Source organism: Cellulosimicrobium sp. BMG9.22 (genome assembly GCF_059159975.1).
Map to the genome: position 1 here is coordinate 226376 of NZ_JBZGBY010000001.1, position 25735 is coordinate 252110.

At 74.4% G+C, this 25735-nt stretch carries 24 protein-coding genes; 9 read left to right on the forward strand and 15 right to left on the reverse strand.

Annotated features, from left to right (window positions below; translation table 11 throughout):
- The first annotated feature begins 150 nt into the window (after window positions 1-150).
- Genes AC4H2H_RS01015 through AC4H2H_RS01025 form a run of 3 tightly spaced genes read left to right on the forward strand, consistent with a single transcriptional unit; the run spans window position 151 to window position 2627 of the window.
- Entirely contained in the window at window positions 151-1455 is a 1305-nt protein-coding gene (locus AC4H2H_RS01015; protein ID WP_494368951.1) for an MFS transporter, read from the forward strand.
- Window positions 1452-2045: a sugar O-acetyltransferase gene (locus AC4H2H_RS01020; protein ID WP_494368952.1), complete on the forward strand. Its 594-nt coding sequence runs from the start codon at window positions 1452-1454 to the stop codon at window positions 2043-2045. Before AC4H2H_RS01015 ends, AC4H2H_RS01020 begins: the two co-directional genes overlap by 4 nt.
- A gap of 3 nt (window positions 2046-2048) precedes the next feature.
- A complete protein-coding gene (locus AC4H2H_RS01025; RefSeq protein ID WP_494368953.1) occupies window positions 2049-2627 on the forward strand; it encodes a TetR/AcrR family transcriptional regulator in 579 nt (192 codons plus the stop codon).
- A gap of 54 nt (window positions 2628-2681) precedes the next feature.
- Here the strand turns inward: AC4H2H_RS01025 and AC4H2H_RS01030 are convergent, their stop codons facing one another.
- The 6 genes from AC4H2H_RS01030 to AC4H2H_RS01055 all read right to left on the reverse strand — a co-directional run bounded on the left by AC4H2H_RS01030 (window position 2682) and on the right by AC4H2H_RS01055 (window position 11197).
- Window positions 2682-3068, reverse strand: a complete 387-nt coding sequence (locus AC4H2H_RS01030) for a type II toxin-antitoxin system VapC family toxin (RefSeq protein WP_494368954.1) — start codon at window positions 3066-3068, stop codon at window positions 2682-2684.
- Between the two features lies 1 nt (window position 3069).
- Window positions 3070-3348: a hypothetical protein gene (locus tag AC4H2H_RS01035; RefSeq protein ID WP_494368955.1), complete on the reverse strand. Its 279-nt coding sequence runs from the start codon at window positions 3346-3348 to the stop codon at window positions 3070-3072.
- A 56-nt stretch (window positions 3349-3404) separates the two neighbouring features.
- Window positions 3405-9368 carry a DUF7927 domain-containing protein gene (locus tag AC4H2H_RS01040; RefSeq protein ID WP_494369114.1) on the reverse strand — a complete coding sequence of 1988 codons (5964 nt, stop codon included), beginning with the start codon at window positions 9366-9368 and terminating at the stop codon, window positions 3405-3407.
- Window positions 9365-9862, reverse strand: a complete 498-nt coding sequence (locus AC4H2H_RS01045; RefSeq protein WP_494368956.1) for a VOC family protein — start codon at window positions 9860-9862, stop codon at window positions 9365-9367. Before AC4H2H_RS01045 ends, AC4H2H_RS01040 begins: the two co-directional genes overlap by 4 nt.
- A gap of 37 nt (window positions 9863-9899) precedes the next feature.
- Window positions 9900-10712: an S-methyl-5'-thioadenosine phosphorylase gene (locus tag AC4H2H_RS01050; RefSeq protein ID WP_494368957.1), complete on the reverse strand. Its 813-nt coding sequence runs from the start codon at window positions 10710-10712 to the stop codon at window positions 9900-9902.
- 155 nt (window positions 10713-10867) lie between these two features.
- Window positions 10868-11197 carry a nucleotidyltransferase family protein gene (locus AC4H2H_RS01055; RefSeq protein WP_494368958.1) on the reverse strand — a complete coding sequence of 110 codons (330 nt, stop codon included), beginning with the start codon at window positions 11195-11197 and terminating at the stop codon, window positions 10868-10870.
- Between the two features lie 180 nt (window positions 11198-11377).
- Between AC4H2H_RS01055 and AC4H2H_RS01060 the strand changes: the two genes are divergently transcribed.
- A complete protein-coding gene (locus tag AC4H2H_RS01060; protein WP_494368959.1) occupies window positions 11378-12415 on the forward strand; it encodes an NAD-dependent epimerase/dehydratase family protein in 1038 nt (345 codons plus the stop codon).
- 106 nt (window positions 12416-12521) lie between these two features.
- Here the strand turns inward: AC4H2H_RS01060 and AC4H2H_RS01065 are convergent, their stop codons facing one another.
- Window positions 12522-13754 carry a sensor histidine kinase gene (locus tag AC4H2H_RS01065; protein WP_494368960.1) on the reverse strand — a complete coding sequence of 411 codons (1233 nt, stop codon included), beginning with the start codon at window positions 13752-13754 and terminating at the stop codon, window positions 12522-12524.
- Complete coding sequence (locus AC4H2H_RS01070; RefSeq protein ID WP_494368961.1) at window positions 13751-14551, reverse strand: response regulator transcription factor; 801 nt, start codon at window positions 14549-14551, stop codon at window positions 13751-13753. Before AC4H2H_RS01070 ends, AC4H2H_RS01065 begins: the two co-directional genes overlap by 4 nt.
- Before the next feature lie 135 nt (window positions 14552-14686).
- Between AC4H2H_RS01070 and AC4H2H_RS01075 the strand changes: the two genes are divergently transcribed.
- Genes AC4H2H_RS01075 through AC4H2H_RS01090 form a run of 4 tightly spaced genes read left to right on the forward strand, consistent with a single transcriptional unit; the run spans window position 14687 to window position 18214 of the window.
- Window positions 14687-15337 (forward strand): glycosyltransferase family 2 protein, encoded by a 651-nt coding sequence (locus tag AC4H2H_RS01075; protein WP_494368962.1) that lies wholly within the window; start codon window positions 14687-14689, stop codon window positions 15335-15337.
- The gene (locus AC4H2H_RS01080) at window positions 15334-16053 is read left to right on the forward strand and encodes a TIGR04282 family arsenosugar biosynthesis glycosyltransferase (protein ID WP_494368963.1); all 720 of its coding nucleotides are present in this window, start codon (window positions 15334-15336) and stop codon (window positions 16051-16053) included. Before AC4H2H_RS01075 ends, AC4H2H_RS01080 begins: the two co-directional genes overlap by 4 nt.
- Window positions 16050-16730 carry a class I SAM-dependent methyltransferase gene (locus tag AC4H2H_RS01085; protein ID WP_494368964.1) on the forward strand — a complete coding sequence of 227 codons (681 nt, stop codon included), beginning with the start codon at window positions 16050-16052 and terminating at the stop codon, window positions 16728-16730. The genes AC4H2H_RS01080 and AC4H2H_RS01085 overlap by 4 nt, the downstream gene beginning before the upstream one ends.
- Window positions 16731-16756: 26 nt before the next feature.
- Entirely contained in the window at window positions 16757-18214 is a 1458-nt protein-coding gene (locus AC4H2H_RS01090; RefSeq protein ID WP_494368965.1) for an ATP-binding protein, read from the forward strand.
- 7 nt (window positions 18215-18221) lie between these two features.
- Here AC4H2H_RS01090 and AC4H2H_RS01095 read toward each other — a convergent pair whose 3' ends face one another.
- Window positions 18222-18716 (reverse strand): hypothetical protein, encoded by a 495-nt coding sequence (locus tag AC4H2H_RS01095; protein ID WP_494368966.1) that lies wholly within the window; start codon window positions 18714-18716, stop codon window positions 18222-18224.
- Window positions 18713-19954, reverse strand: coding sequence for a molybdopterin-dependent oxidoreductase (locus AC4H2H_RS01100; RefSeq protein WP_494368967.1), 1242 nt, complete (start codon window positions 19952-19954; stop codon window positions 18713-18715). Before AC4H2H_RS01100 ends, AC4H2H_RS01095 begins: the two co-directional genes overlap by 4 nt.
- A 214-nt stretch (window positions 19955-20168) precedes the next feature.
- On the opposite strand from AC4H2H_RS01100, the gene AC4H2H_RS01105 reads away from it, so the two are divergent.
- Window positions 20169-20528, forward strand: coding sequence for a VOC family protein (locus AC4H2H_RS01105; RefSeq protein ID WP_494368968.1), 360 nt, complete (start codon window positions 20169-20171; stop codon window positions 20526-20528).
- Window positions 20529-20534: 6 nt separating this feature from the next.
- Here AC4H2H_RS01105 and AC4H2H_RS01110 read toward each other — a convergent pair whose 3' ends face one another.
- From AC4H2H_RS01110 to AC4H2H_RS01130, 5 genes are all read right to left on the reverse strand, one after another.
- Entirely contained in the window at window positions 20535-21356 is an 822-nt protein-coding gene (locus tag AC4H2H_RS01110) for an ABC transporter permease (RefSeq protein ID WP_494368969.1), read from the reverse strand.
- Window positions 21353-22312, reverse strand: a complete 960-nt coding sequence (locus AC4H2H_RS01115) for an ATP-binding cassette domain-containing protein (RefSeq protein WP_494368970.1) — start codon at window positions 22310-22312, stop codon at window positions 21353-21355. Before AC4H2H_RS01115 ends, AC4H2H_RS01110 begins: the two co-directional genes overlap by 4 nt.
- A gap of 141 nt (window positions 22313-22453) precedes the next feature.
- Window positions 22454-23785 (reverse strand): hypothetical protein, encoded by a 1332-nt coding sequence (locus tag AC4H2H_RS01120; protein ID WP_494368971.1) that lies wholly within the window; start codon window positions 23783-23785, stop codon window positions 22454-22456.
- Between the two features lie 78 nt (window positions 23786-23863).
- Window positions 23864-24460 carry a GNAT family N-acetyltransferase gene (locus tag AC4H2H_RS01125; RefSeq protein ID WP_494368972.1) on the reverse strand — a complete coding sequence of 199 codons (597 nt, stop codon included), beginning with the start codon at window positions 24458-24460 and terminating at the stop codon, window positions 23864-23866.
- A gap of 62 nt (window positions 24461-24522) precedes the next feature.
- Entirely contained in the window at window positions 24523-25728 is a 1206-nt protein-coding gene (locus AC4H2H_RS01130; protein ID WP_494368973.1) for a signal peptidase I, read from the reverse strand.
- Between the last annotated feature and the right edge of the window lie 7 nt (window positions 25729-25735).

Genomic DNA, 25735 nt, shown 5'->3' on the forward strand with positions numbered 1-25735 from the left:
CGCGCGCCCGGTGCCGAACCCGGGGTTACGGGCCGATCGGACGCTGAATCGACCGGTATCCCCGGGTTCGGCGGCGCGGGGCTGTCGGTCGGTCCGCGCACGGCGGAGGTGAGGTGTACGCCCGCGGCGACTATGTGTACGATCGTACGCATGACTGCTCCGACCGCGTCGCGCCCCGCGCTCGTCGACCGTCGCGCCCGCACCGCGGTCGCGCTCCTGTTCCTCACGAACGGCGCGCTGTTCGCGAACCTCATCCCGCGCTACCCCGAGATCAAGGACGCCCTGGAGCTCTCCAACGCGACCTACGGTCTCGCCGTCGCCGCCTTCCCCGCGGGCGCGATCACCGCGGGCCTCGCGGCGGCGCCGCTCCTTCGGCGGTTCGGCTCGGCGCCGGTCGCCGTGGCGGGCACGATCCTCACCGGCGTCGGCGTCCTGCTCGCGGGCGTCTCGCCGTCGCTCGCGGTGCTCGTGACGGCACTGTTCCTCGCGGGTGCGATGGACTCGATCACCGACGTCGCGCAGAACGCGCACGGCCTGCGGGTCCAGCGCCGCTACGGGCGCTCGATCATCAACTCCTTCCACGCCGTCTGGTCGATCGGCGCCGTCCTCGGCGGCCTGATGGCCGCGGCCGCGATCGCGCTCGACCTGCCGCTCGGCGTGCACCTCGCCATCACCGGGGTGCTGTTCTCCGCCGTCGCGCTGTTCGCCCGGCGCTGGTGCCTGACCGGCCTGGACCTCGCGCCCGACGACGAGCCCGCGGACGCCGCGGGGACCGGTACCTCCGGCGTCGGGCCGGCCGTCGCACGCGTCACCGGGCGCACCGTGCTGCTGCTCGGCGCGCTCGTGCTCATCGCGATCGCCGGCACGCTGGTCGAGGACGCCGGGAACACGTGGGCCGCGATCTACCTGTCCGAGTCGCTCGGCGCGGTCGCGGAGCTCGCGGCGTTCGGGTTCGTCGCGCTCGTCGGGGCGCAGTTCGTGGGGCGCCTGGTCGGGGACCGCATGGTCGACCGCTTCGGCCAGCGCGCCGTCGCGCGTGCCGGCGGCCTGCTGATCGCCGTCGGCGTCGGCCTCGCGCTCGCGCTGCCGAGCGTCCCCGGCACCATCGCCGGCTTCGCCGCGGCCGGGTTCGGCACCGCGACGCTCGTGCCCGCCGCGATGCAGCAGGCCGACGAGGTCCCCGGACTGCGGCCGGGCACCGGCCTGACCCTCGTGTCGTGGCTCATGCGCCTCGGGTTCCTCGCGTCGCCGCCGCTCGTCGGGCTGGTCGCCGACGCGACCAGCCTCCGCGCGGGCCTGCTCGTGCTGCCGCTCGCGGGCGTCCTCGTCGTGATCCTCGCGGGCGTGCTCGCCCCGCGCCGTGCCCCCGCGACCGGGGCTCCCGCCGACCCCGGTACCGTCGGTCCGGCGCCCGACGCGCACCGCACGCCCGAGCCCGAGGAGGCCTCCGCATGACCACCGACTATTTCGCCGGCGACGACCGCACCAGCTACGAGCGCATGGCCGCGGGCGACCTCTACGTCGCCGACGACCCGGCCATCACCGCCGGTGTCCAGCGCGGGATGCGCCTCGTCGACGCGTTCCACCGGGCGGTGCTCGACGGCGACGGCGACGACACGCGCGCTCGCGGGATCCTCACCGACCTGCTGGGATCGCTCGGCGAGGACGCCTGGGTCAAGCCGCCGTTGGCCGTGGACTTCGGCAGCAACGTGCATCTCGGTGCCCGCACGTTCGTCAACTCCGGCCTCACCGCGCTCGACGTCGCGGCGGTCACGATCGGCGACGACTGCCTGATCGGTCCGAACGTCCAGCTCCTCACCCCGACCCACCCCGTCGACCCGCAGCCCCGGCGCGACAAGCTCGAGGCCGCCGAACCCATCACCCTCGGCGACAACGTGTGGCTGGGCGGCGGCGTGATCGTGTGCCCCGGCGTGACCATCGGCGACAACACCGTGGTGGGCGCGGGCGCCGTCGTGACGCGCGACCTGCCGGCGAACGTCGTGGCCGTCGGCAACCCGGCGCGCGTGATCCGCGAGAACATCTGAGCCGTGGCCGCACCCGCGTCCCCACGCTCACCCCGCCCGCGGCGCCACGACCCCGACCGGCACGACCGCATCGTCGCCGCCTGCCTCGACGTGATCGCCGAGCACGGTGTCGCGGGCACGTCGCACCGGCGGGTCGCCGCCGCGGCGGACGTCCCGCTCGGCTCGATGACGTACCACTTCGCGGGGATGGACGAGCTGCTGCGTGAGGCGTTCGGGCGGTTCACGCGGGACGCCGCCGCCCAGTTCGAGCGCCGCATGCACGACGCGCGCACCCCTGAGGAAGCCGTCCAGGCGGTGACGACGCTCATCACGCACGACGTGTTCTCGACCCAGCGCGACCTGGTGCTCTCGCACGAGCTCTACACCCTCGCGGCGCGCGACCCGGCGTACCGGACCCTGACGAACGCCTGGATGCGCCGCAGCCGGGCCGCGCTCGGCCGGCACTTCGACCCGGCGACGTGCCGCGTGCTCGACGCGTTCGTCGAGGGCATGACCATCCACCGCGCGCTCGACACCGAGCCGCACGACGACGTCGACATCCTCGACGCCGTGCGGCGGATCACCGGAGTCGCCGCACCCTAGATGGTGCGGGTCATGACGTCGGCGACGCGAGGCGCCTGCCGGTCGCGTCGACCCTCACACCGGGTCGACCACACTCAGGCCGAGGTGCTCGGCGACAGCCTTCATGGTGGTGTCATGGCTCGCGACGGTCACCGGCTCGCCGATGAGCAGCGCGGTGGCCAGATGGAGGGCATCGAGCGTCTTGACGTGCCGTTCGATGGACTCGGCGACGGTGTGCGTCTGCGGGGTGATCTCGATGATGCCGACGCGGTCCAGGAGCGGCGCCCCGTCGGCTGGCGGGCGACCGTCGCGACGGAGCACACGGACCACCTCGGTGCGCAGCAGTCGAGACGAGACCACCGTGGCACCGGGGTCGTCGAGCCACGCCTGGAGGCGTGGGCGCTCAGGGACGTCGAGGATCGTGCGTAACGCGACGGAGGAGTCGAGGTAGACGATCGGCACCTCAGTGCTCGCCCTTCATCTCGTCCAGCAGCGCGTCGACCTGCGACCGGGTGTACCGGGGACCGCCGGGGCGTTCGGGCCACGGCGCGGGAGATGCTGCGGGGGGCGTGTACCGACCCTCACGCTCGAGGCGCGCCAGACCCGCCTCGGTGACATTGAACTCGGTCACCCTCCACCGCGGCTCCCCGCGCTCGGTCACCACGACGTCGTCGACGCCCGTGACCTGGTCGAGCACCTGGGCGGTGTGCTGGTTGAGCTCACGCTTGGTGACCGTCTGCATGGGGACAGCGTAGTACGTCTGTCTGACATTGCACGTCCCCGACCAGGCACGACCTCTCAGTACCCCGGCGAGCTTCGTCGACGGCGCGAGCGCTGGACCAGGGCGATCCCGAGGCCGACGAACGCGACGGCCAGGGCCAGCGCACCGACGAGGTCGCCGCCGGTCCGCGGCAGGTCGCCGTCGGGCGCAGGGGGTACGGGGCTCGGTCCCGGGGGCACGGGGCTCGGGGCCGGGTCCGGCGTCGGCTCGACCGGGTGGACCGTGCACGTCGGGTCGCCGTCGTCGCACTGCGCCGGCGGAGCCTCGCCCGAGACCACCACGAAGTTCCCCAGCGAGTCGTCCCCGCGCTCTCCGTCCGGCAGGACGGTCACCGCGTACGAGACCGTCACCGACTCACCCGGGTCCACCGAACCCGTCACGACGATCGTGTCCCCGGTCACGGCCACGTCGAGCGCGCCCTGCGGCTCGACGACGAGGGAGCCCTCGACCGGCGTCGCGTCGTCCAGCACCCCGGACAGGTCGTCCGTGTGGTCGACGGCCACCGTGGCCTGGCCGACGTTCTCGAACGTCAGGGTGTAGGCGACGGTGTCCCCCGCCGAGACGGTCGCGCCGTCGGCCGGGTCCGCGGACTTCACGACCTGGAGCTCGGGGATGGGCGTGACCGTGCACGCGGGGTCGCCGTCGACGCACTCCTCCGGCGGGTCCTCGCCCGGTACGACGAGGAAGTTCGCCGCGAGGTCGTCGCCGCGCTCGCCGTCGGGCGAGACGGTGACGGTGTACGTGACCGTCGCGGTCGCGCCCGGCGGGAGCGTGCCGCCGATCGCGAAGCGGTCGTCCACGACGTCTCCGACCGTGACGGACGCGGTGTCCGACGTCGGGCCGGAGGTGAGCTCGGCGTCGTCCAGCACGCCCGCGAGGTCGTCCTCGCGCGCGACGTCCGCGGTCGCCTCGCCCGTGCTCGTGATCGTGATCGTGTACGTCAGGACGGTCCCGGCCGCGACCGGGTCCGTCGACGCCTCGACCGCCTTCGCGTACTCCACGGCGGCCACCGGGCTCAGGGTGCAGTCGGGCTCGTCCAGGTCGACCGGATCGCAGTCCGGTCCCGGAGGCGGGTCGTCGTCCGGGCCGATCAGGAAGTTCGCGGCCAGGTCGTCGCCGCGCTCGCCGTCGGGCAGGACCGTGACCTCGAACGTGACCGTGTACTCCTCGCCCGCCGGGACCGTCCCGGTCACGGCGATCTGCGACCCGACGAGGACGGCGTCGAGGTCTCCCTCACCCGGGGCCGGGCCGGCCGTGACCTCCGCGTCGTCCAGCAGCTGGGAGAGGTCGTCGACCGCGTCGACCGTCGCGTCGGCCTCGCCGTCGTTGCGGAAGTGCAGCGTGTAGGTCAGCGTCGATCCGGCCACGACCGGGTCGTCCGACGCCGAGACCTCCTTCCACGACGCCAGGTCCGCCGCGGGGACCTGGGTGCCGCTGCACGCGTCGGCCGCGTCGGCCGCGTCGTCGACCGGGACGCACGCCTCGTTGACCAGGTTCGCGTCCCCGGCGCCCGTGTACGTCACCGAGTACGTGATCGTCACGGACTCGCCCGCCGCGAGCGGCCCGGACCACGACAAGGTCGGCTCGGCGTAGACGAGCGCGCCGACGTCGGGGTCCACCGCCGCGTCGTCGTTCCACGTCGCGTCGTCGAGCACGTCCGTCAGGTCGTCCGTGACGCTCGCCGGAGCGGCGTCCGTGAAGTCGCCGGGACCGACGTTCTCGACCACGACCGTGTACGTCACCGTCTCACCGACCGCCGGGATCTCGGTCGGCTCGACCGACTTGTCGACCGTGAGCGCGGGCAGGTCGAGTGCCGCGGGGGCGCACGGCTCGCCCGTCACCGGGTCGAGGCCGGCGTCGGTCGGCGGGTCGCACGCCGGCGGCACCGGCGTCTCCGGGTCGGCGGGCTGCCACGCGACGTTCCGCACGACGCGGTCGCCGCCCGAGGTCAACGTCACCGAGTACGTGAGCGTCACGAACTCCCCTGCGGGCAGCGGCCCGCTCCACGTGAGGAGCGGTTCGGCGTACGACGGCGGGACCACCCGGTCCGAGGACGCGTCGTCGTTGTACGTCCCGTCGTCGAGGACGCCGCTGAGGTCGTCGACCACGACGGCCGGGTCCGCGACCGTGTAGTCGCCGGTCCCCGTGTTCGTCGCTGTCACGGTGTAGGTCACCGTGTCGCCCACGCGGGTGTCCGCGGTCGCATCGGACGTCTTCGTGATCGCCAGGGCGGTCACCGGGTGAACGGTGCACGTCGGGTCGTCCGTCGCGCACTCGTCCGGCGGGTCCGTGCCCGCCGCGACCACGAAGTTCCCGAGCGAGTCGTCCTCGCGCTCACCGTCCGGGAGGACCGTCACGGAGTACGTCACGGTCGCGGTCGCGCCCGGGTCCACCGTGCCGGTGATCGTGAACGCGTCGCCGGTCACCGGGCCCACGACCACGGACGCCGTGTCCGACGTCGGCCCGGAGGTCAGCTCCGCGTCGTCGAGCACGTCGGACAGGTCGTCCGTCTGGTCCACCGTCGCCGGGGCGGTGCCCTCGTTCGCGAAGGTCAGCGTGTAGGTGATCGTGTCGCCCGCGGCCACCGTGCTGCCCGAGGCCGGGTCCGCCGTCTTCGCGACCACGAGCTGCGGCACCGGGTGCACCGTGCACTCCGTCCCGGCGTCCGCACAGTTCGGCTCCGGGTCGTCGCTCGGCGCGAGCACGTTCCCGAGCGAGTTGTTCCCCCGCTCTCCGTCCGGAGCGACCGTCACCGTGTACGTCACGGTCGCGGTCGTGCCCGGGTCGACGGTCCCCGTGACGGTGAACGCGTCGCCCGTGACGCCGCTCGCCACGAGCGACGCCGTGTCGGACGCCGGGTCCGTCGTCAGCTCCGCGTCGTCCAGCACGTCGCCCAGGTCGTCCGTGTAGTCGACCGTCGTCGCCGCCGCGCCGTCGTTGGTGAAGGTCAGCGAGTACGTCACGGTGTCGCCGGGCAGCACCGCCGTCCCCGCCGCGGGGTCGGCGGTCTTCGCCACCACCAGCTCCGGCACGGGGTGCACCGTGCACGTCGGGTCGTCCGCCGCACACTCGGCGGGTGGGTCCGTGCCCGTCGGGATCACGAAGTTCCCCAGCGAGTCGTCCCCGCGCTCGCCGTCGGGCAGCACCGTGACGGTGTAGGAGACGGTCACCGACTCCCCAGGACCGACCGTGCCGGTTGCCGCGACCGACTCGCCGTCCACCACGGCGTCCAGCGCGCCGTCCGGCTCCACGACCACGGAGTCCGCGTCGAGCGTCGCGTCGTCGAGCACTCCGGACAGGTCGTCCACGTGGTCCACCGTCGCGGGGGCCGCGCCGTCGTTGGCGAACGTCACCGTGTACGTCACCGTGTCGCCCGCGACCACCGTCGTGCCCGACGCCGGGTCCGCCGACTTCGACACGACCAGCTCCGGGACCGGGTGGACCGTGCAGCGGACGTCGAGGTCGCTGCAGGACGGGTTCACGGAGCCCGACGGTGCGAGGAGGTTCTCGAGCGAGTCGTCGCCGCGCTCGCCGTCGGGCAGGACCGTCACGGAGTAGGTGACCGTCACCGTCTCGCCCGGGTCGACGGACCCCGTCACCACGACGGAATCCCCGTCCACCGCGGCGTCGAGCGCGCCGTCGGGGTCGACCACGAGGGATCCCTCGTCGAACGTCGCGTCGTCCAGCACACCGGACAGGTCGTCCGTGTGGTCGACGGTCGAGGCCGCCTCTCCGTCGTTGCCGAACGTCAGGGTGTACGTCACGGTGTCGCCTGCCACGACGGTCTCGCCGTCGGCCGGGTCGGACGTCTTGTCGACGAGCAGGTCGGGGAGCGGGACGATCGTACCCGCGCACTGGTCCGCCGTCGTCGAGGCGTCCTCGACCGGGACGCACGCCTCGTTCACGAGCGTGAAGTCCCCGCCGCCCGTGTACGTCACCGAGTACGTCAGCGTCACCGACGCGCCCGCCTCGATCGGGCCGGACCACGTCAGGACCGGCTCGGCGTAGGTGAAGGCACCGACGTCGGGCGTCGCCGTCGCGTCGTCGTTCCACGTCGCGTCGTCGAGCACCTGAGTGAGGTCGTCGGTCACGGTCGCGGGCGCGGTGTCCGTGTAGCTGACGCTGCTCGTGTTCGTCACGACGACGGAGTACGTCACCGTGTCACCCACGGCGGGCTCCTCGGTCGTGTCGACCGACTTCGTCACCGTCAGCGACGGCAGCTCGAGCTCGGCCGGGGCGCACGGCTCGCCCGTGACCGGGTCCGTGCCCTCCTCGGTCGGCGGGTCGCAGGCCGGGGTCACCGGCGCGTCCGGGTCGGCGGGTTCCCACGCGACGTTGCGCACCGCGCGGTCCCCGCCCGCCGTCAGCGTCACCGAGTACGTCAGCGTCACCGACTCCCCCACAGGCAGCGGTCCCGTCCAGGACAGCAGCGGTTCGGTGTACGACGGCGGCCCACCCGTGCTCGCGGTCGCGTCCCCGTTGTACGTGGCGTCGTCGAGGACGCCGGAGAGGTCGTCCAGGAGGACGGCCGGGTTCTCGACCGTGTAGTCGCCCGTCCCTGTGTTCGTCGCCGTCACGGAGTACGTCACCGTGTCGCCGACGCGCGTGTCGGCCGTCGCGTCCGAGGACTTCTCGATCGTCAGCCCCGGCTCGCTGAAGAACTCGACCTCGGCGCAGGCGGGCGGGAGCAGGCCGACGAGGTTGACGACGTTCGCGTCCGGGCAGTTCGTGTACGTCACGGGCGACGGGTCCGCGCCCTGCGGGGTGTCCGACGTGACGTCGACCGTGACGGTGCAGGAGACCTCGCCGGCCGCGAGCACGCCGTCGGACACCGTGATCGTCGAGCCGCCCGCATCCGCCACCGTGGTCGCCTGGCACGTGCCGCCGACGCCGCTCGGGTCCGCGACGACGAGGCCCTCGGGCAGGTCGTCGGTGAACCCCCACCCGGCCTTCTGGGACAGCTCGGACGAGTTGGTCACCGTGAACGTCAGGGTCGACGTCCCGCCGACCGGCACGGAGGCCGGGGAGAAGCTCTTGTCGAGCTGGGGCGTCACGTCGACCAGGCGGATGTTGTCGATCGCGTGGTCGTTGCCCTGGCTGCTCCCCGTCTCGTTGCGCAGCACGAGGCCGACGATCGAGCCCGCGGGCACGATCTGGGACCCGTTGGAGAAGAACGTCCCGGCCCGCACGTAGGTGCCGCCGTCGCCCCAGGAGTCGTCGGGCGGCAGGGTCGGCGAGGTGTAGGACGTGGTGCTCGGGTCGGTGCACGCGGTGATCGGGGCGTCCTGCACCGGGCGCTCGGTCCCGCCGTACGTGAGGTAGAAGCTCAGTCGGGAGTTGTTCTGCCCGCCCAGGTACTCGCACGAGACCTCGGCGACGTCGACCGAGAACGTGAGGAACCGGTTGGACGGCACGCCCCGCACGAACGTTCCGCCCACCGTCTGCAGCTCGATCGAGCCGGGCGCGGGATCGATCAGGTGGGTGTAGGCAGTGAGGGCGCGGTTGGCCTGCGTCCCGGCGTCTGACGCGTTCACCGGGGCCGCGTCCGTCCCGCCCTGGACCCCGGCCGCGACCTGGCCGAGCACATCCGCGAGGCGGCGCGTGTTCTGCTGCGCGTACGAGGCGGAGAAGTCGTCGGGGCATAGCGAGCTCGACACGGTGTAGCTGATGATCGTGCCGTTGCAGTCGACCTGGTCGAGCCACGGGTACTCGGCCGTGTAGGTGACGCCATCGGTGCCGGGGTAGGCCGGCAGCCACTCCGCCGTGCCCGCCGCGCCGTTCTCGAAGGTCTCGAGGAAGACCTCCACCGGTTCGCTCGGCACCCCCGGGTTGCCCGGCGCCGCGAACAACGGTGCCGCGCTCGCCGGCCCTGCGAGCGCCGGTCCAGCGAGCGCCGGCTCCGCGGTCACGAGCGTCCCTGCACCGATCGCGGGTGCTGCCACCAGCACGGCGGCCAGCGTCGTCGCCGTCCCTCTCGTCATTCGCACGCGCAGCTCCTCGTCGCCTGCCCCCGGCTGTCCCGGACGCCGGCCTCCCGCGGGACGGCGTCTCTAGGTGTCCTCTCTACCACCCGCGGGCGTGCGTAGCCCGGTGAGCGCGCGGCGCCGCCCCGTAGGGCGTTTCGAAGGTCGGGGCAGCTGCCAGTCGGTGGTTCGTCGACGATCACACGCGTGGGCGATGGGCTCGAACGATCGCGAACCTCGCGCAGGTGGGCGTGCGTTCCCACGCGCAGCCCCCATCCCGCTTGACCGAGGGGATCGAGATCGGTCGTGGGGGCGGTGGCGGTCTCGACGATCATCAGGTGGTCGTCCCCGCCGACATCGATCACCGCGATCCGAGGATCGGGAGGGGTCGCGGCACGCTCGAAGGCCAGAGCTCCCCCGAGCAGCCCCGTGTAGTACGCCACGAGCCGGTCGAGGTCGGGCGTGGACAAGGTCAGGTGGTTGATTCCGAAGAGATCGGACAGAGAGGTCACCGTAGTCGAGCCCCTGCTGCGCGCGACGCCGCCCGGGCTACGGGAGCTCGAACGGCAGGTCCAGCCCGTCGAGCACATGCCGGCACGAGCAGTCGTCGTCCTGCGGGAGGGCGGCGACGACGTCGTGCAGCACGCCCGTGAGCGCGACGACGTTGCGCGCGAACGCCTCGAGCACCGCCGCGTGGGTCACGGACGTCCCGACGTCGACTCCCGCGTCGGCGTCGGTCACGAGCGCGAGGGTCGTGTAGCAGAGCGCGAGCTCGCGCGCGATCGCCGCCTCGGGCATGCCCGTCATCCCGACGACGCTCCCGCCCTCGGCCGCGTTGCGCCGGGACTCCGCGCGGCTGGAGAACCGCGGCCCCTGGATCACGACGAGCGTGCCGCCGTCGACGGCGGGCAGCGAGCCGGACTGCGCGGCGCGCACCGCGACGGCGCGCCCGCGCGGGCAGTACGGGTCGGCGAACGGGACGTGCACGACCGCGCCGACGTCGTCGTACACGGTGTGCGCGCGGCCCCACGTGCGGTCGACCACCTGGTCCGGCACGACGACGGTCCCCGCCGTGAGCTCGGGCCGGAGCCCGCCGACGGCGGACGCCGACACGACCTGCCGGACGCCCAGCGCCCGCAGCGCCCACAGGTTCGCCCGGTAGTTCACGCGGTGCGGCGGGAACCGGTGGTCGGAGCCGTGCCGCGGGAGGAAGACGACGGGCCGCCCCGCGAACGTCCCGCGGCTCGGCGGGTCGGACGGGTCGCCGAAGGGGGTCGTCACGGGGACGGGCTCGGGGTCGTCGAGCAGCCGGTAGAGCCCGGAGCCGCCGAGGATGCCCACGGGTGCGGTCGTGTCGGTCACGCCCGTCACGCTAGCCCGCCCGCGCCTGACGCCGCCCGGTGACGCCGCCGTTCGACCGAACCGTCAGCAGTTCGTCAGCCGCCCGCCCGATACCCGCCGTGCGGACGCAACGCCTCGACGAGTGACGGGAGATAACCGCTGGTCGGTCCCGCGACTCACAGCGCGACCGCATCCGCGAGCGCCGTCTGCGAGATCGGCTGCTTGAGCAGCTGCGCGGGGAACACGTCGATGTCTTCGCGCCCGAACAAGGCCCGCGTCTCCTCCATGAGGCCGGACGCACGCATCAGGAGGTTCCCGTCCGCAGGATCCATGTCGACCAGGATGTCGATGTCACTGCCCTCCTGCGCGGTGCCGCGAGCGACGGACCCGAACAGTCTCGGACTCGTCGCTGCGTACCTGGTCAAGAGCTCCTCGAACTCGTCGCGGTGCACGTTGATGAGTTCGCGCAGGGCGAGCGTCGCGAGAGACACGGCGGTCTTCGGCATGTCTCCAGCGTACCGAGGCGGCAAGCCGGCAGGTAGAGCGGCACCTACGACGCACCGCTGACCCGCAGGCTCGTACCGGGGCGGTGCACGCATCGCGCGTGCCGAGCCGTCAGGCGACCGTCAGCCGGTCCTGCCCCGAGCAGGGCTGCGCCGGGCGGTGCGGGCGGCGATGCTGGAGTGATGCGCATCCTCGTCACGGGCGGGGCGGGCTTCATCGGGACCGCCGCCGTCCGCACCCTCACCGCGGCCGGTCACGACGTGCTCGTCCTCGACTCGCTGCGACCCGACGTCCACGGCGACCGGCCGGCTCCCGCCCTTCCCGACGGCGTCCCGCTCGTGCGCGCCGACGTCCGCGACGGCGACGCGGTGCGTGCCGCGCTCGAGGGCCGGGACGTCGTCGTGCACCTGGCCGCGAAGGTCGGGCTCGGGGTCGGGATCGACGACGTCGACGACTACGTCTCCTCCAACGACCTCGGGACGGCGGTGCTGCTCCGGGCGGCCGCGGGGAGCGCGCCGCACGTCGTGTACGCGAGCTCGATGGTCGTCTACGGCGAGGGCGCGTACTCGTGCGCCACGCACGGCGCCGTCCACCCGCCGCCCCGCGACCCCGCCGACCTCGACGCCGGGGTCTTCGACCCGCGCTGCCCGGCCTGCGGCGAGGTGCTGACGCCAGGGCTCGTCGACGAGGACGCCGCGCTCGACCCGCGCAACGTGTACGCGGCGACGAAGGCCCACGGCGAACGCCTGCTCGCGGCGTGGACCCGCGCGACCGGCGCGAGCGCGACCGCGCTGCGCTTCCACAACGTCTACGGGCCCGGCATGCCGCGCGACACCCCGTACGCGGGCGTCGTGTCGATCTTCCGGTCCGAGGCGGAGCACGGGCGCGCGCCGCGGGTCTTCGAGGACGGGCGCCAGCGCCGCGACCTCGTGCACGTCGACGACGTCGCGCGCGCCGTCCTCGCGGCGGTCGAGCAGCCGCAGGGCGCGGGGGCCGTCGAGGCGTTCAACGTCGGCTCCGGCACCGTGACCACGGTCGGGGAGGTCGCCCGCCGGGTCGCGGCGCTGCTCGACGCCCCCGAGCCGGTCGTCACCGGGCAGTGGCGCGCGGGCGACGTCCGGCACGTCACGGCGTCGAGCGAGCGCGCGGCGCGCGTGCTGGGCTGGCGGGCGGCGGTGTCCGTGGACGACGGCCTCGCCGGCCTGGTCGAGGAGGGCTGACTGCGCGAGATCGACCCGCACGCCCGAGATCGACCTTCAGTGGGTCGACTTCGCGACGCCCGGGTCGATCTCGGCGTCACCGTGCGTCACCGTGCGTCACCGGGCGTCAGCGCGGGGAGGCGGGGAGCAGCACCTCGACCCGGCAGCCGTCGTCGGACGACGCGACGTCGAGCGTGCCGCCGTGCCGGTCGACGACGCGGTCCACGAACGCGAGCCCCAGACCGTCCGACCCGTCCGCGCCGGCGCCCACCTGGAAGCCCGGCCGGGCCAGGTGCGGCAGCGCCTCGGCGGGGATGCCGCCGCACGTGTCGCGCACGACGACGCGGACCGCTCCGTCGACGTGGCCCGCCTCGACCGTCACGAGCCCGACCGGCGAGCCGGCCCGCGCGAGACCCGCGGTGCCCCCGTCCGATCCGCTCGCGCGCACCGCGTTGGCGACGAGGTTGTCGAGCACCCGCTCGAGCTCGTCGGGATCCCCGGCGACGACGACGCCGTCCTGCGACGCGACCCGCAGCTCCACGCCGACGGACCGCGCGAGCGGGCGCGCGTGCGCGACGACCCGCTCGAGGACGTCCGCCACGTCCACGTCGCGCGCCACCGGGCGCGGCCGCGGCACGTCGTTGCGCGCGAGCTCGGCGAGGTCGTCGATCATGCGCGCCATGCGCTCGGTCGCGGCGACGATCCCGTCGAGCGCGGGCACCGGGTCGGGGAACACGCCGTCCTGCAGGCCCTCGGCGGCCGCCCGGACCCCGGCGAGCGGCGAACGCAGGTCGTGGCTGACGAACGCGACGACCTCGCGGCGCGCGGTCTGCGCCGCGCGCTCGCTCTCGCGCGCGGCGTCGAGGCGACGCCGCGTCTCCTCCAGCTCCGCGACGACGAGCGCCAGCTCGGCGGTCGCCGGGGCACCCCCCGGAGCCGGCCGGCGCAGGGCTCCGGTCTCCGTGCGCGCCGGGTCGCCGGTGCCCGTGCCGTCGGGGTCCGCACCGGCAGCCGGCCCGGCGTCGCCTCCGGCGTCGTCCCCGAGCCGCCGGGCGAGGACGCGGACCCGGCGCACGTCGTCGGCCACCGTGCGCCCGAGGACGACGGCGATCACGACGGCGAGCACCGACGACGCCCCCAGTACCAGCCGGACCACTCCCGCGTCGTGCTCGGAGAGGAACATCGCGGACACGTTGACCGACAGCGCGAGCACGACGGCGGCGAACGGGACGAGCGCGGCGAGGACCAGCGCGAGGACGAGCGAGACCCGCCGCGCCGCGCGCACGGCCCAGGCCCCGAGCAGCCCGACGACCACCGCGCACCCCGCGGTCACGGCGAGCATGAAGCCGACGTCGGTCATCGGTCCCTCCCTCCTGCCGCGGCGGTGCTCCCCACCTGATCGTGCGCGGCCTCGTTCCCCGTCTCGTACGCCGGTCGTGCGAGCGTGTACCCGCTGCCGCGCAGGTTGACGACGAGCGTCGGCTCGCCCGGGTCGTCCTCGAGCTTCGCCCGCAGCCGGCGCACGTGCACCATGACGGTCGAGTCGTCGCCGAAGCTCCATCCCCACACGCGGCGCAGCAGCTCGGCGCGGCCGAACGCACGCCCCGGGTGGCGGGCGAGGAAGTGCAGGAGCGCGAACTCGCGGGGCGTGAGCGCCACGGTCCGCCCGTGGTACCGCGCGGTGCGGTCCGTCGCGTCCACGACCAGGTCGCCGACGACGAGCCGCGTCGGCGCGTTCTCCACGTGCCCCGGTCCGCGCCGCAGCAGCGCCTCGACGCGCAGCACGAGCTCGCGCGCGTCGAACGGTTTGACGACGTAGTCGTCCGCCCCCACCTCGAGGCCGCCGATCCGGTCGTCCACCGTGCCGAGCCCGGACAGCAGCAGGACGGGCGTGCCGTCCCCGTCCGCCCGGCGTCGCGCGAGGAGGTCGAGCCCGGAGCGGCCCGGGAGCCGCACGTCGAGCACGACGGCCTCGGGCCGCCACGTGCGCCACGCCCGTTCCCCCTCCACCGCGTCGGTCGCGGTCCGCGCCTCGTGCCCGGACGCCCCGAGGTGCGCGGCGACGCTCGCGACGGTGAGCTCGTCGTCGTCGACGACGAGCACCCGTGACGGCCCGGTGACGGGCTGCAACGGCTCGTCGTCGGCAGTCGTGCTCATGCCTGCACAGTAGCCCGGCACCGGTGCCCGCTCCGGCCGAGGACCACGACGCGGCCCGGGACGACGTCGCCCCGTCAGGGAACCGTCAGGTCCGCTGACGAGCGCCGTCGTCGGGCCGCACCGTACGGTCGAGACGTGACCAGCGTCGACGTCGTCCTCCCGTGCCTCGACGAGGCCGAGGGCCTCGCCTGGCTCCTGCCGCGCCTGCCCGCCGGGATGCGCGCCGTCGTCGTGGACAACGGCTCCACCGACGGGTCGCGGGATGTGGCCCGCGCCCACGGCGCGCTCGTCGTGGACGCGCCCGTGCGCGGCTTCGGGTCCGCGTGCGACACCGGCCTGCGCGCGGCGACGGCGGACGTCGTCGCGTTCTGCGACGCCGACGCGAGCCTCGACCCCGCCGACCTGCCGCGCGTCGTCGGGCCGGTCTCGCGCGGCGAGGCCGATCTCGTGCTCGGGCGCCGCGTCCCTGCGGCGGGCGCCTGGCCGTGGCACCTGCGGCTCGCCAACCGGGAGCTGGCGCGGCGCGCGCGGCGCCGCACCGGCGTCGTCGTGCACGACCTCGGCCCGATGCGCGCGGCGCGGCGCGACGCGCTGCTCGGCCTCGCGCTCGCGGACCGCCGCTCCGGCTACCCGCTCGAGATGCTCGTCGCCGCCGCGGACGCCGGGTGGCGGGTCCGGGAGGTCGACGTGCCCTACCGGCCGCGCCTGGGCCGGTCGAAGGTGACGGGGACGCCGCTGGGCGTGTGGCGCGCCGTGCACGACATGTCGAAGGTGCTCGCATCATGAGGCCCGTGCCGCTCGACCCGCCGCGCACCGTCGTCGTGCTCGCCAAGGCTCCCGTCCCGGGGCGCGTCAAGACGCGTCTGACCAGCCTCCTGTCCCCCGCCGAGGCCGCGGACGTCGCCGCGGCGGCGCTCGCCGACACGCTGGAGGCCGTCGCGGCGCTGCCGGGCGACCACGTGCTCGTCCTGGACGGCGTTCCCGGGCCGTGGGTGCCGCCGGGGTTCGTCGTGCTCCCCCAGGCCGAGGGCGGGCTCGACCGTCGCCTCGCCGGGGCGTTCGACGCGGTCTTCGACGCGGTCTTCGACGCCAACCTCCCGCGCCACGACGGTCCGGTGCTGCTCGTCGGGATGGACACGCCACAGCTCGCACCCGTGCTCGCGGGCATCGACTTCCACGGGCACGACGCCGTGCTCGGCCTCGCCGACGACGGCGGCTTCTGGGCCGTCGGGCTGCGCGCCCCCGACCCCGGCCTGTTCCTGGGCGTCCCCATGTCGGAGCCGACGACGGGCGCGGCCCAGCTCGCACGGCTGCGCGCGCACGGGCTCGACGTCGGGCTGCTGCCGACGCTGCGTGACGTCGACGAGCCGGACGACGCCGAGGCGGTCGCCCGCCAGGCGCCCGACACCCGGTTCGCGCGCCGGTGGCACGAGATCGCGGCTCGGGTGCGACCGGGGTCGGTGGCCGGGGCAGGGCACGGCACCGCGTGGGCGCGGCCGTGACGGTCTCGCCGCCGCGCCGCGTCAGCCCCGTGGTCCTCTACGAGGCCGCGCTGGGCGGCGAGCCCGTCGTCGCGCTCGACGGGGGCGGCACGCGACCGCTCGACGTGCACACCTGGGCCGCGCCCGCCACGGACTCCGACGAGGTCCTGCTCGCGCGCTGCGAGGCGCCCGTGCTCGACGTCGGCTGCGGCCCGGGGCGCCTGGCCGCCGAGCTCGCGCGGCGCGGGGTGCCGTGCCTGGGCATCGACGTGTCGCGCGACGCCGTGCGGCGCGCGCGGGACCGCGGCGCGATCGCGCTGCGCCGGGCGGTCGAGGCGGCGCTCCCGGGCGAGGGCCGGTGGGGCACGGTGCTGCTCGCCGACGGGAACATCGGGATCGGCGGGGACCCCGAGGCGCTCCTCGCGCGGTGCCGCGACCTCGTGCGCCCGGGCGGCTCGGTGCTCGTCGAGACCGAGCGCGACCCGGACGTGCACGACCTCTCCCCCGTCGTCCTGCGCGCCGCGGACGGGCGCCTGAGCCGGCCGATGCCCTGGGCGCGGCTCGGCGCACGGGCGCTGCGCGACGTCGCCGCGCGGGCCGGACTCAGCGGGGTCGAGGAGTGGACCGCGGGCGGACGGACCGTCGTCGTGCTCAGGCGCACCGGCAGAGCCTCGGCGACACCCGCCACAGACAGATAACCAACACCGGCTGTATGCTACGCGCCATGACTCATACCTACGAGGAGGGTCTTGTCCGGCGGGACTCCGGCATGCGTACGCTCCGGTCGCACCTCGACGCAGTGGTGCGAGCCGGAACGGGACGGATCGTCGCCGTGCGAGGTCGCCGCCAGGTGGGCAAGTCCACCCTCGTCGAGCGCTTCGTGGCCTCGGCCGACGTCCCGTCGGTCTTCGTCCCCGGCGTCTACGGGTCGTCGTCCCGGCGCCAGCTCGAGGACGCCACCCGGGCGATCACCGAGTCTCGTCGACCGCTGCCGGACGCCGATCTCCTGGCCCAGTCCCCGGCTGGTTCCTGGCGCGAGTGGCTCGGTCGCCTTGCCGTGGCCGCGCGGTCCGGCCCGGTCGTCGCGGTGCTCGACGAGTTCCCGTGGATGGTCGCGGGCGATCCGACGCTGGAGGGCGAGCTGCAGGTCCAGTGGGACCGGACCCTGGAGAGACTTCCCGTCCTGCTGGTCCTGATCGGCTCCGACGTCGCCATGATGGAACGGCTCGCGACCCACGGCAGGCCTCTCTTCGGCCGCCTCCGTCCGTGCACGGTCTCGCCGCTCGATCCCGCCGAGGTGGCCTCCGCTCTCCCTGGCCGCGGTGCGTTCGGCGTCTTCGACGCGTACCTGGTCACCGGTGGGTACCCGCGACTCGTCACCGACCTCGCGGCGTCGGACCTCGAGCCGGAGCAGTACGTCCGGACCTCTCTGGCCGACCCGTACAGCCCGCTCGTCACGACGGCTCGTCTCACGCTCGACGCCGAGTTCCCGGCCGCGCCCGCCGCCTACCGAGTCCTCGCGGCGATCGGCTCGGACGACACCGCGAACCCGGGCTTCACCGACGTGCTCTCCGCGATCCAGGACTCGTCCGAGCGCAAGGCCCTGGAGACGGCGACGACCCGGGCCTTGAAGACGCTGACGGAGACCAGGTCGCTCGTCGAGCGCGAGATCCCGGCGTGGGCCTCGTCGTCCGGACGCCTGCGTCGCTACCGGGTCACGGACCCGTACCTGCGCTTCTGGTTCCGCTACGTCGAGAGGCAGGTGGAGCAGATCGCGCGCGGCCGGGCGGACCTCGCGGTGGCTGCCTTCGACCGCGACTGGGCAAGCTGGCGGGGCCGGAGCGTCGAACCCGTGGTGCGTGAGGCCCTCACGCGGCTCGCACGGTCGGACGAACGCCTGGCGGGGGTGGAGGCGGTGCGACCGTGGTGGACCAGGGACGGCCGCGTCGAGGTCGACGTGGTCGCGGCGACGCACGACCGCTCGGCGGTCGTCGGCTCGGTGAAGTGGCGACCCGAGCGAGGTCTGTCGGCACGGGACGTGGGAGCGTTGCGCGCCGCGCGCGACCGGGTGCCCCGTGCCGCGGAGGCGCGCACCGCCGCGATCAGCCCCTCGGGCGAGCTCCCCGCCGGTGCCGACCTCGCCTTCGGCGCCGACGACCTGCTCTCCGCCTGGCGCGACTGAGGGCGGCTCACCCCTGGGCGTCGCCGCCGACGTCGGGGCGTCGAGATCCCGCGATGAACGCCCCGGCGACGACGCCGAGCACCACGACGAGCGCGGCCGTCGCGATCGCGGCGAGCGGGTCCTGCGGGACGACGGACCAGTGCGCGCGGTCCGCCGCGCCGGCCACGACCGCTACGGAGAACAGGGCGAGCGCCCCGGCGGCGAGGAGCCCGCCTCGCAGGGGGCCGCGCCAGACGGGCGGCACGCGCGGCAGGACGAGCGCCCCGAGCGCGAGTGCGATCGGCGCGAGCAGCAGGTCGTGCACCACGACCCCGCCCGCGAGCCACAGCAAGACGGACGACCACTGCCCGCGCGGCACGGTCGACCACGCGGTCCACGCGCCGAAGGCCATGAGCCCGACGCCGCCCAGGACGAGGGCGGCCCGCGCCCGGCGGACGACGGGCGGCTGGGCCGCCGGCGCATGCGGGGACGGCGCGCGCGGAGCGGGCCCACGCGCGCTCACGCGACGCTCCCGTCCCGCAGGACCGTGATCCGCGAGACCCACTTGGTCTGGAGCACGCCGGGCCGGTTCGGGGCGACGACGCGCGCCGGGTAGCCGTGGTCGAGGTCGAGGTCCTCGCCCGCGAGGCGGAGCGCGAGGAGCGTGTCGTCGGCGGCGACGTACGCCGCAGGGAGGGTCGACTCGCGGTACGACCCGCCCTCCTGCAGGCTCTCGACGCGGACGTCGTCGCGCTCGGTGCCCCCGACGAGGCGGACCAGGTCGCGCACGCGCACACCGTCCCAGGTGGCGGTCGCGCTCCAGCCCTCGACGCACGCGATCGGCACGACGGCGGTCACGAGCCCCAGGGCGAGGAGGTCGTCGCGCGACAGCGATCGCTCGCCGTCCGGTCCGGTCAGCGCGAGACGCCAGGCCGGGTCGGTCGCGCTCTCCTCGACCCCGGCGGACCGTGCCGTCTTGTTCACGGGCAGACCCTGCGGCCCGACGCGCGGGTCGCGCGGCGCGAGCACGGCGAACGGAGCGAGCGGGCGGACCGTCTGCCCGACGGTGAGCGCGACGACGCCGAGCGTCGTCGCGGCGACGGCGGCGAGGAACCCGCGGCGCGTGGCGCCGGCCCCGTCGTCCGCGGACGCGAGCGGGGTGGCGCCCTGTGCCACGGCGGACGGCGAGACGGCGGTCGGGGCGTCGTCTTCCGCGGGGACGCGCGGGGTGTCGTCCCGCATGTCGTCCACCGACGCGCGCAGCGCGGTGACGATCGTCGGCAGCTTCACCCCGACGTGCACGACGACCGCCCCGAGGACGACCCACGCCGTCGCGTAGTGCACGGCGACGAAGCTGAACCGCCACGGGTACACCTGGAACACGTTGAGCACCCCGGTGACCACCTGGAACGTGGTCGCCGCGACGAGGACCGCGACGGACGCACGCTCGAGCCCGTGGACCACGCCGCGCAGCGCCGGACGCTCGAAGAGGCGCGGGTAGGCGGCGTAGAGCTTGGCGAGCAGGAGCGGCACGCACGCGATCCCGACGGCGACGTGCACGCCCTGAGTGAGCCGGTAGCCCCACGACGGCGACGGCCCGAACCCCAGCCACGGCACGGGGTTCTGGTGCAGGTGGGACAGCAGCCCGGTGACGAAGAGGACGACGACGGCGGAGCCCAGCAGCGCCCCGACGCGCGCGACGACGCGCGCGTCGTGGACGGGCGAGCGGAAGTCCACCGTCCGGGGAGCCGTCGGCCTCATCTCTCGACCCTAGGCCGCTCGCTCACGGCCCGGACCTGACGGTCGGCTGACGGAGATGAGCGTCCGCGACGGCGAGGGGCCCGCGGCGTTCGCGATGCACACCTACCGCGACCTCGCCCTGTACGAGCGCTGGGTCGAGCAGGCGAGCGACGGACGCTGAGCGGAACGTTCGTCGGGAGTGCACCATGGGGAGGCTGACCCTGGGAGGAACTTGATGAAGATGAACGGAACCGGGCCTCCGGTCGTCCAGGTGGTCCTGGCCACGCGGCACCTGGAGGAGTCCGTCGAGTTCTACTCCGCGCTGTTCGGCTGGGAGTTCCTTCCCGACATCTCGTCGTTCCAGATCGGGACCGTCGACACCAGGTCCTTCTTCCTGGTCACGATCGAGAACTGGCACGACGGGCTGGCTCCCTCGACCTTCGGCGTGCTCGTGGACGACGTCGACGCGTGCCACACACGTGCCCTCGAGCTCGGTGCCGTCGAGATCCGCGTTCCTGAGGACTCCGCGTGGAAGCCGCGGAGCTCGGTGATCGACGACCCGTCCGGCAACCGGATCCAGCTCGCCCAGGCGTGAGCGCGCTCAGCTCCGCGCCGTCCTCCCCCGGAGCGCACGGAACGCCAGGAAGAAGCTGATCGTCCCGACCACGGCGATGGCCGCGACCCCCTGCCACAGGGCGGTGACGTCCCAGCCCTCCATGATGAGCGAGCGCAGTGCCGCGAGGAGGTAGGTGACGGGGTTGAGCTCCGCGATGGTGGCCAGCCAGCCGGTGAGCGCCTCGAGCGGCAGGAACGTCGTGGTGAGGAACGCGAAGGGGAAGAAGAGCAGGAAGCTGGAGTTCACGGCGGCCGGGTTCCCCGTGCGCAGCGCGATCGCGTACGGGAACCCGGTGAACGCCAGGCCCCACAGTCCTGCGAGGAGCAGGAACACGAGGACCCCGGCGATGCCGGTCGCGAACTGCACCCCCAGCACGAAGCCGAGCACGAGCACCGGGATCGACAGCGCGACGACGAGCACGAGGTCGGCGACCATCAGGCCGAGCAGCAGCGCGGTGCGGTGCATCGGGGTGAGCAGGAGCCGGTCGAAGTAGCCGTCGGTGATGTCCGTGACGAGGGCGCTCGCCCGCGACACCCCGGTGACGGCGAAGATGATGGCCACCGGGATCTGGAACGCCTCGACGCCCGTCGCGGTGGCGACGTCGGACAGCGCGCCGACGTTGACCACGAAGAAGAAGATCGGGATGACCAGCGCGGGGATGATCGCCTCCGGCTCGCGCGGGATCTGGCGCAGCGCGCGGATCGCGACGGACGTGAGGTCGCGCCAGAACCCGGCGGGGCGGCCGGTGATGGACTGCGCGCCGGCGGGGAGCGCGCCGCGGCGCGGCGTCGCGGGTCGCGCGGTCATGCTGCCGCTCCCTCGTCGTCGAGGATCCGCTGGCCCGTCACCCGGAAGAACACGTCGTCGAGGGTCGGACGGCGCAGGGCCAGCTCGTGCACCTCGACGCCCGCGCGGTCGAGCGCGAGGGCGATCGGGCTGATCGCCCGCGCGCCGTCGGCCACGGAGACCATGAGGCGCCGGCCGTCCGCGTCGACACCCTCCACCCCGGTCACCGTCCCGAGGGCCGACCGTGCGTCGTCGTCGCGGTCCCCCACGTCGATCACGACGACGTCGGTGCCGATCGTGCGCTTGAGCTCGGCGGGAGTTCCCTCCGCGACGATCGACCCGCGGTTGATGATCCCGACCCTGCCGGCGAGGGCGTCCGCCTCCTCGAGGTACTGGGTCGTCAGGAAGACGGTCATCGAGAGCTCGCGGTTGAGCCTGCGTACCTCGGCCCACACGGCGGCGCGGCTCACGGGGTCGAGGCCGGTCGTCGGCTCGTCGAGGAAGAGCACCTCGGGGTTGTGCACGAGGGCGAGCGCGAGGTCGAGGCGGCGCTTCATCCCGCCCGAGTACGTGGCGACCCGGTCGTCGAGGGCGTCGCCGATGTCGATGAGCTCGCGCAGCGCAGCGACCCGGCGGTCCGTCTCTCGGGAGTCGAGCCCGTAGAAGCGCCCCTGGAGCCTGAGCATCTCGACCCCGGTCTGCTTGTCGTCGAGGGCGGCCTCCTGCAGCGCCACCCCGATGCGGAGGCGGACGGCCGTCGCCTCTCGCACGACGTCGTGGCCCGCGACCGTCGCGGTACCCGCCGTCGGTGCGAGCAGCGTGCACAGCACGCGCGTGAGCGTCGACTTGCCCGCCCCGTTCGGCCCGAGGAACCCGTACATCTCGCCGGTGCGGACCGTGAGGTCCACGCCGGCCACGGCGAGGTTGGTGCCGAAGCGTCTCTCGATGCCCTTCGTGACGATCGCAGCCTCGGGCACGCGATCACTCCCTCTCGACCAGGCGGCGGCCGTCGGGTCGCCGGGAACGGACGTGAACATCCTCAGTGTGAGTAGTTCGGCGGGAGGTACCAGGACGGATGCACGAGGTGCCCGGCGAGTACGGGTCGGCGGGCGTGTCGATCACCACGGCGAGCGCAGCACCGTCGCCAGGACGAGCGTCGCGGCGCCCTGGGCGGCGAGCCACCAGCGCCAGGCGACGGCGCGCCCCGGGTCGACGAGCGCCGCGGCGGCGGGCGCGACCCAGCACGCGAGCGGCAGCCAGATGCGCTCGACCTCGCCACGCTCGAACCCCGTGATCGCGCCGAGCAGCGCGGACCCCGCCGCGACGAGCACGAGCGCACGCGTCGTCCGGTCGAGGTGCCGGACGCGCGCCAGCCCGCCGACGCCCGCCGGGCCGACGAGCACGCAGAGCAGCACCACGTCCGCGACGAGGAAGAAGAGGTACGGGCGACCCGTCCCGGATCCCGCCGCCCACTCGGCCTGCGTCGCCGCGACGCCCTCCCACAGCCAGAACCCCGCGGCTCCCCACGCGAGCGCGGACGCGACGACGACCGCGGCCGCGACCGCCGTCGGCGCCCACCGTCGCGTCGCCCACGGCACGACGAGCGCGACCACACCCATGTGCAGCAGCCCGTAGGAGAGGAACGGGCACGCGCCGAGCAGGACGCCGGCGACCACGGCGGCGGTCCAGCGCACCCCGGGCCGCGACGTCGTCGACGCGACCGCGAGCGCCGCCACCCCCCATGCGAGGACGCCGGCGAAGAAGGCGTCGGCGCTCGTCGCGACCCACAGCGCGGCGGGCGCCAGCACGACGGCGGGCAGGGCGCGCCGCGCCGTCCGCTCCCCCGCCTCGCCGCCGAGCCGCCGCAGCGTGACCGCGACCGCGACGACGGCGCTCGCCCCGGCGACGACCACGAGCGCGCTCGCCCAGCCGGCGCCGGAGAGCCCGTGCCGGTCGAGCCCGGCGAGGACCAGCACGAACCCTGGTGGGTGGCCGCGCACGTGGATCGGGTAGGCGCCGATGTCCTGCGTGAACCCGGCGACGAACCCCGCCGGGTCCGCCGCGGCGTCGGGCACAGCGGGCAGGTAGTCGTGCCGCCCGCGCATCGGCTCGGCGAGGTGGTCCCACGAGGTCAGCGCGCCGAGGGCGACCGCGAACGCGAGCCCCGTCGCGCCGGCGACGGCGAGGAGGACCGGCCAGCGCAGCGTCGTCGCGAGGCGCGGACCGAGCGCGACCACGGCCGCGACGACCACCAGCGCGACGACCGTCCCGAGACCGGCCCGCACGTCCCAGTGCCCGACGAACGGCTCGGCGCCCGTGAGCAGGACCACGCCGTCGCGGCCGCGCAGGGTCCAGGCCCACGCCGCCAGGAGCCGCAGGGCGACGGCGACGGCGACGGCCGCGGCGACCGGCACGAGCCACCCCGGCGTGCTGCGGGCGCGTGTCGGCACGGCTCCTCCTGCGGACGGGTGCTCCCGACGCTACCCGCGGGCGGCGTCCCCCGGACCCTGGTGCGAGGGTGCGCAGCCTTACGGTGCGCTGACCGTCCCCGGCGCGTCCGGCGACGCCGCGCGGACGTCGAACAGCTCGCACGTCGTGTCGTAGTAGGCGTCGGTCGTGCCGCGGTGGGTCATGCCGATCCGGCGGCACACCGCCTGCGAAGCGGCGTTGTCGACGTGCGTGACCGCGACGACGCGGTCGAGACCCCGCGCGAACGCGTGGGCGAGGACGGCGGACGCCGCCTCCGTCGCGTAGCCGCGGCCCCAGACGTGCGGGTGGAAGTGCCAGCCGATCTCCGTGTCGCCCGACGGTTGCAGCGGGTCGCCCGTGCCCGACGCCGGGATCGGCTTGAGCAGGATCGTCCCCACGGGCACGTCGGCCGCGGGTGCGTCCCCGGGCGTTCCCAGGGCCTCGCGCGGCACCACGGCCCACACCCCGTGCGTCCCGTCGTCGACGGCGTCCCACCGCTCCACGCGCGCGGCGGCCTCGTCGAGGGTGGTGAGGACCTGCGGCGTCGTCCCGACGAAGCGCATGACGTCCCAGCGCGAGTAGATGTCGAGGATCGCGTCGGTGTCGGCGAGGGTCCACGGGCGCAGGACGAGGCGTTCGGTCGTGAGGGTCTGCATGGCGCCAGGCTATCCACGCCGTACAGCGTGGGGACTACGTCCCTCCGTGCCTCGTGCTCTGTTCACGGCGGGTCCGCGGGTCCTGCTCCTGCTCGTCGTCGTGCGGCGGCGAGAATGCCCACCACGACGAGCGCGGCGGACAGCAGGACGAGGGAGCGCGTGCGCGCGCCGGTCTCGGCCAGGGCTTCCGCCGGCACGGCATCGCGGTCCGGGTCGTCGTCGGTGCCGACGCTGACCTCGTCCCCTGCTCCGGCTGCGAGTACACGCAGCTCGACCTGGCCGCCCACCGTCACCGTGTCCGGCAGGAGGACGTCGAGGCGCAGCCAGCGCTGCTCGTCGGACGTCATGGTGAAGAGCGGGCGTGCTTCGCCGTCCACGGGCACAGGCGCACCCCGCACGTGCACCTGAGCATCTGCGCATACTCCGTCCTGCCACCGCTGTGGGCACGAGCGGACGTCGGCAACCAGAGCCAGCTCGTCGTCGCCGGTGCCCGACCAGCTCACGGCGATCGACCCCGGGCTCGGTGCGCGTGTCTCGACCCCGACCTCCCAGGCCACCGTGTCACCGGGCGTCATGGCTGCCATGCGCTCCGTGTCCGCGATCGATGTCAGGGAGATGACAGGGCCTCGCACCACGCTCTCCCGCGGCAGCGCGACAGCGCGACCGTGCGGTACCAGAGCGAGCGAGGTGGCGCAGACCATGATCAGCGCGAGGGTCGGGGCCGGGGAGGCAGCGTGGTCCGCTGTCGACCGCTTGGGCGGGCGGGGCCAGAAGGCCCAGACGACGAGGGTGCTCGCGCCCAGCGTCACGGCGCCGAGCACGATGGGGTTCTGTGCCATCGCGAGGACCGGGGCGACGCCTGGTACGTCGAAGACGACCCGCCGGACCGACGACACGAGGTAGGGCTCAGGATCAGGCTGGGAGTTGGCGTCTCCTTGGAGCGTCAGCAGACGCTCGGCGCCGGGTGCTTCCTCGATCGCCACCACCCGGTGCGTGACGTCGAGCTGGCCTTCTCGATCGACGGTGACGATGTCCCCCACGGCCAGCTCGGCCGCCGGGACCGGGACGGTGAAGGCGGCAGAGCCCGTGGTGATTGCCGGTGCCATCGAACCAGTACGGAAGAGCGCCACGCGACCGTCGAGCACCACCGCGAGGACGGCCAGGACGACACAGATCGATCCGCAGACGGCCGCGACCCAGAGCAGCACGCCGCCAAGGCGACGCGCGACACCCTGCAGAGCGACGACGCCGCCCTCCGCGTCGCGCATCACTGCG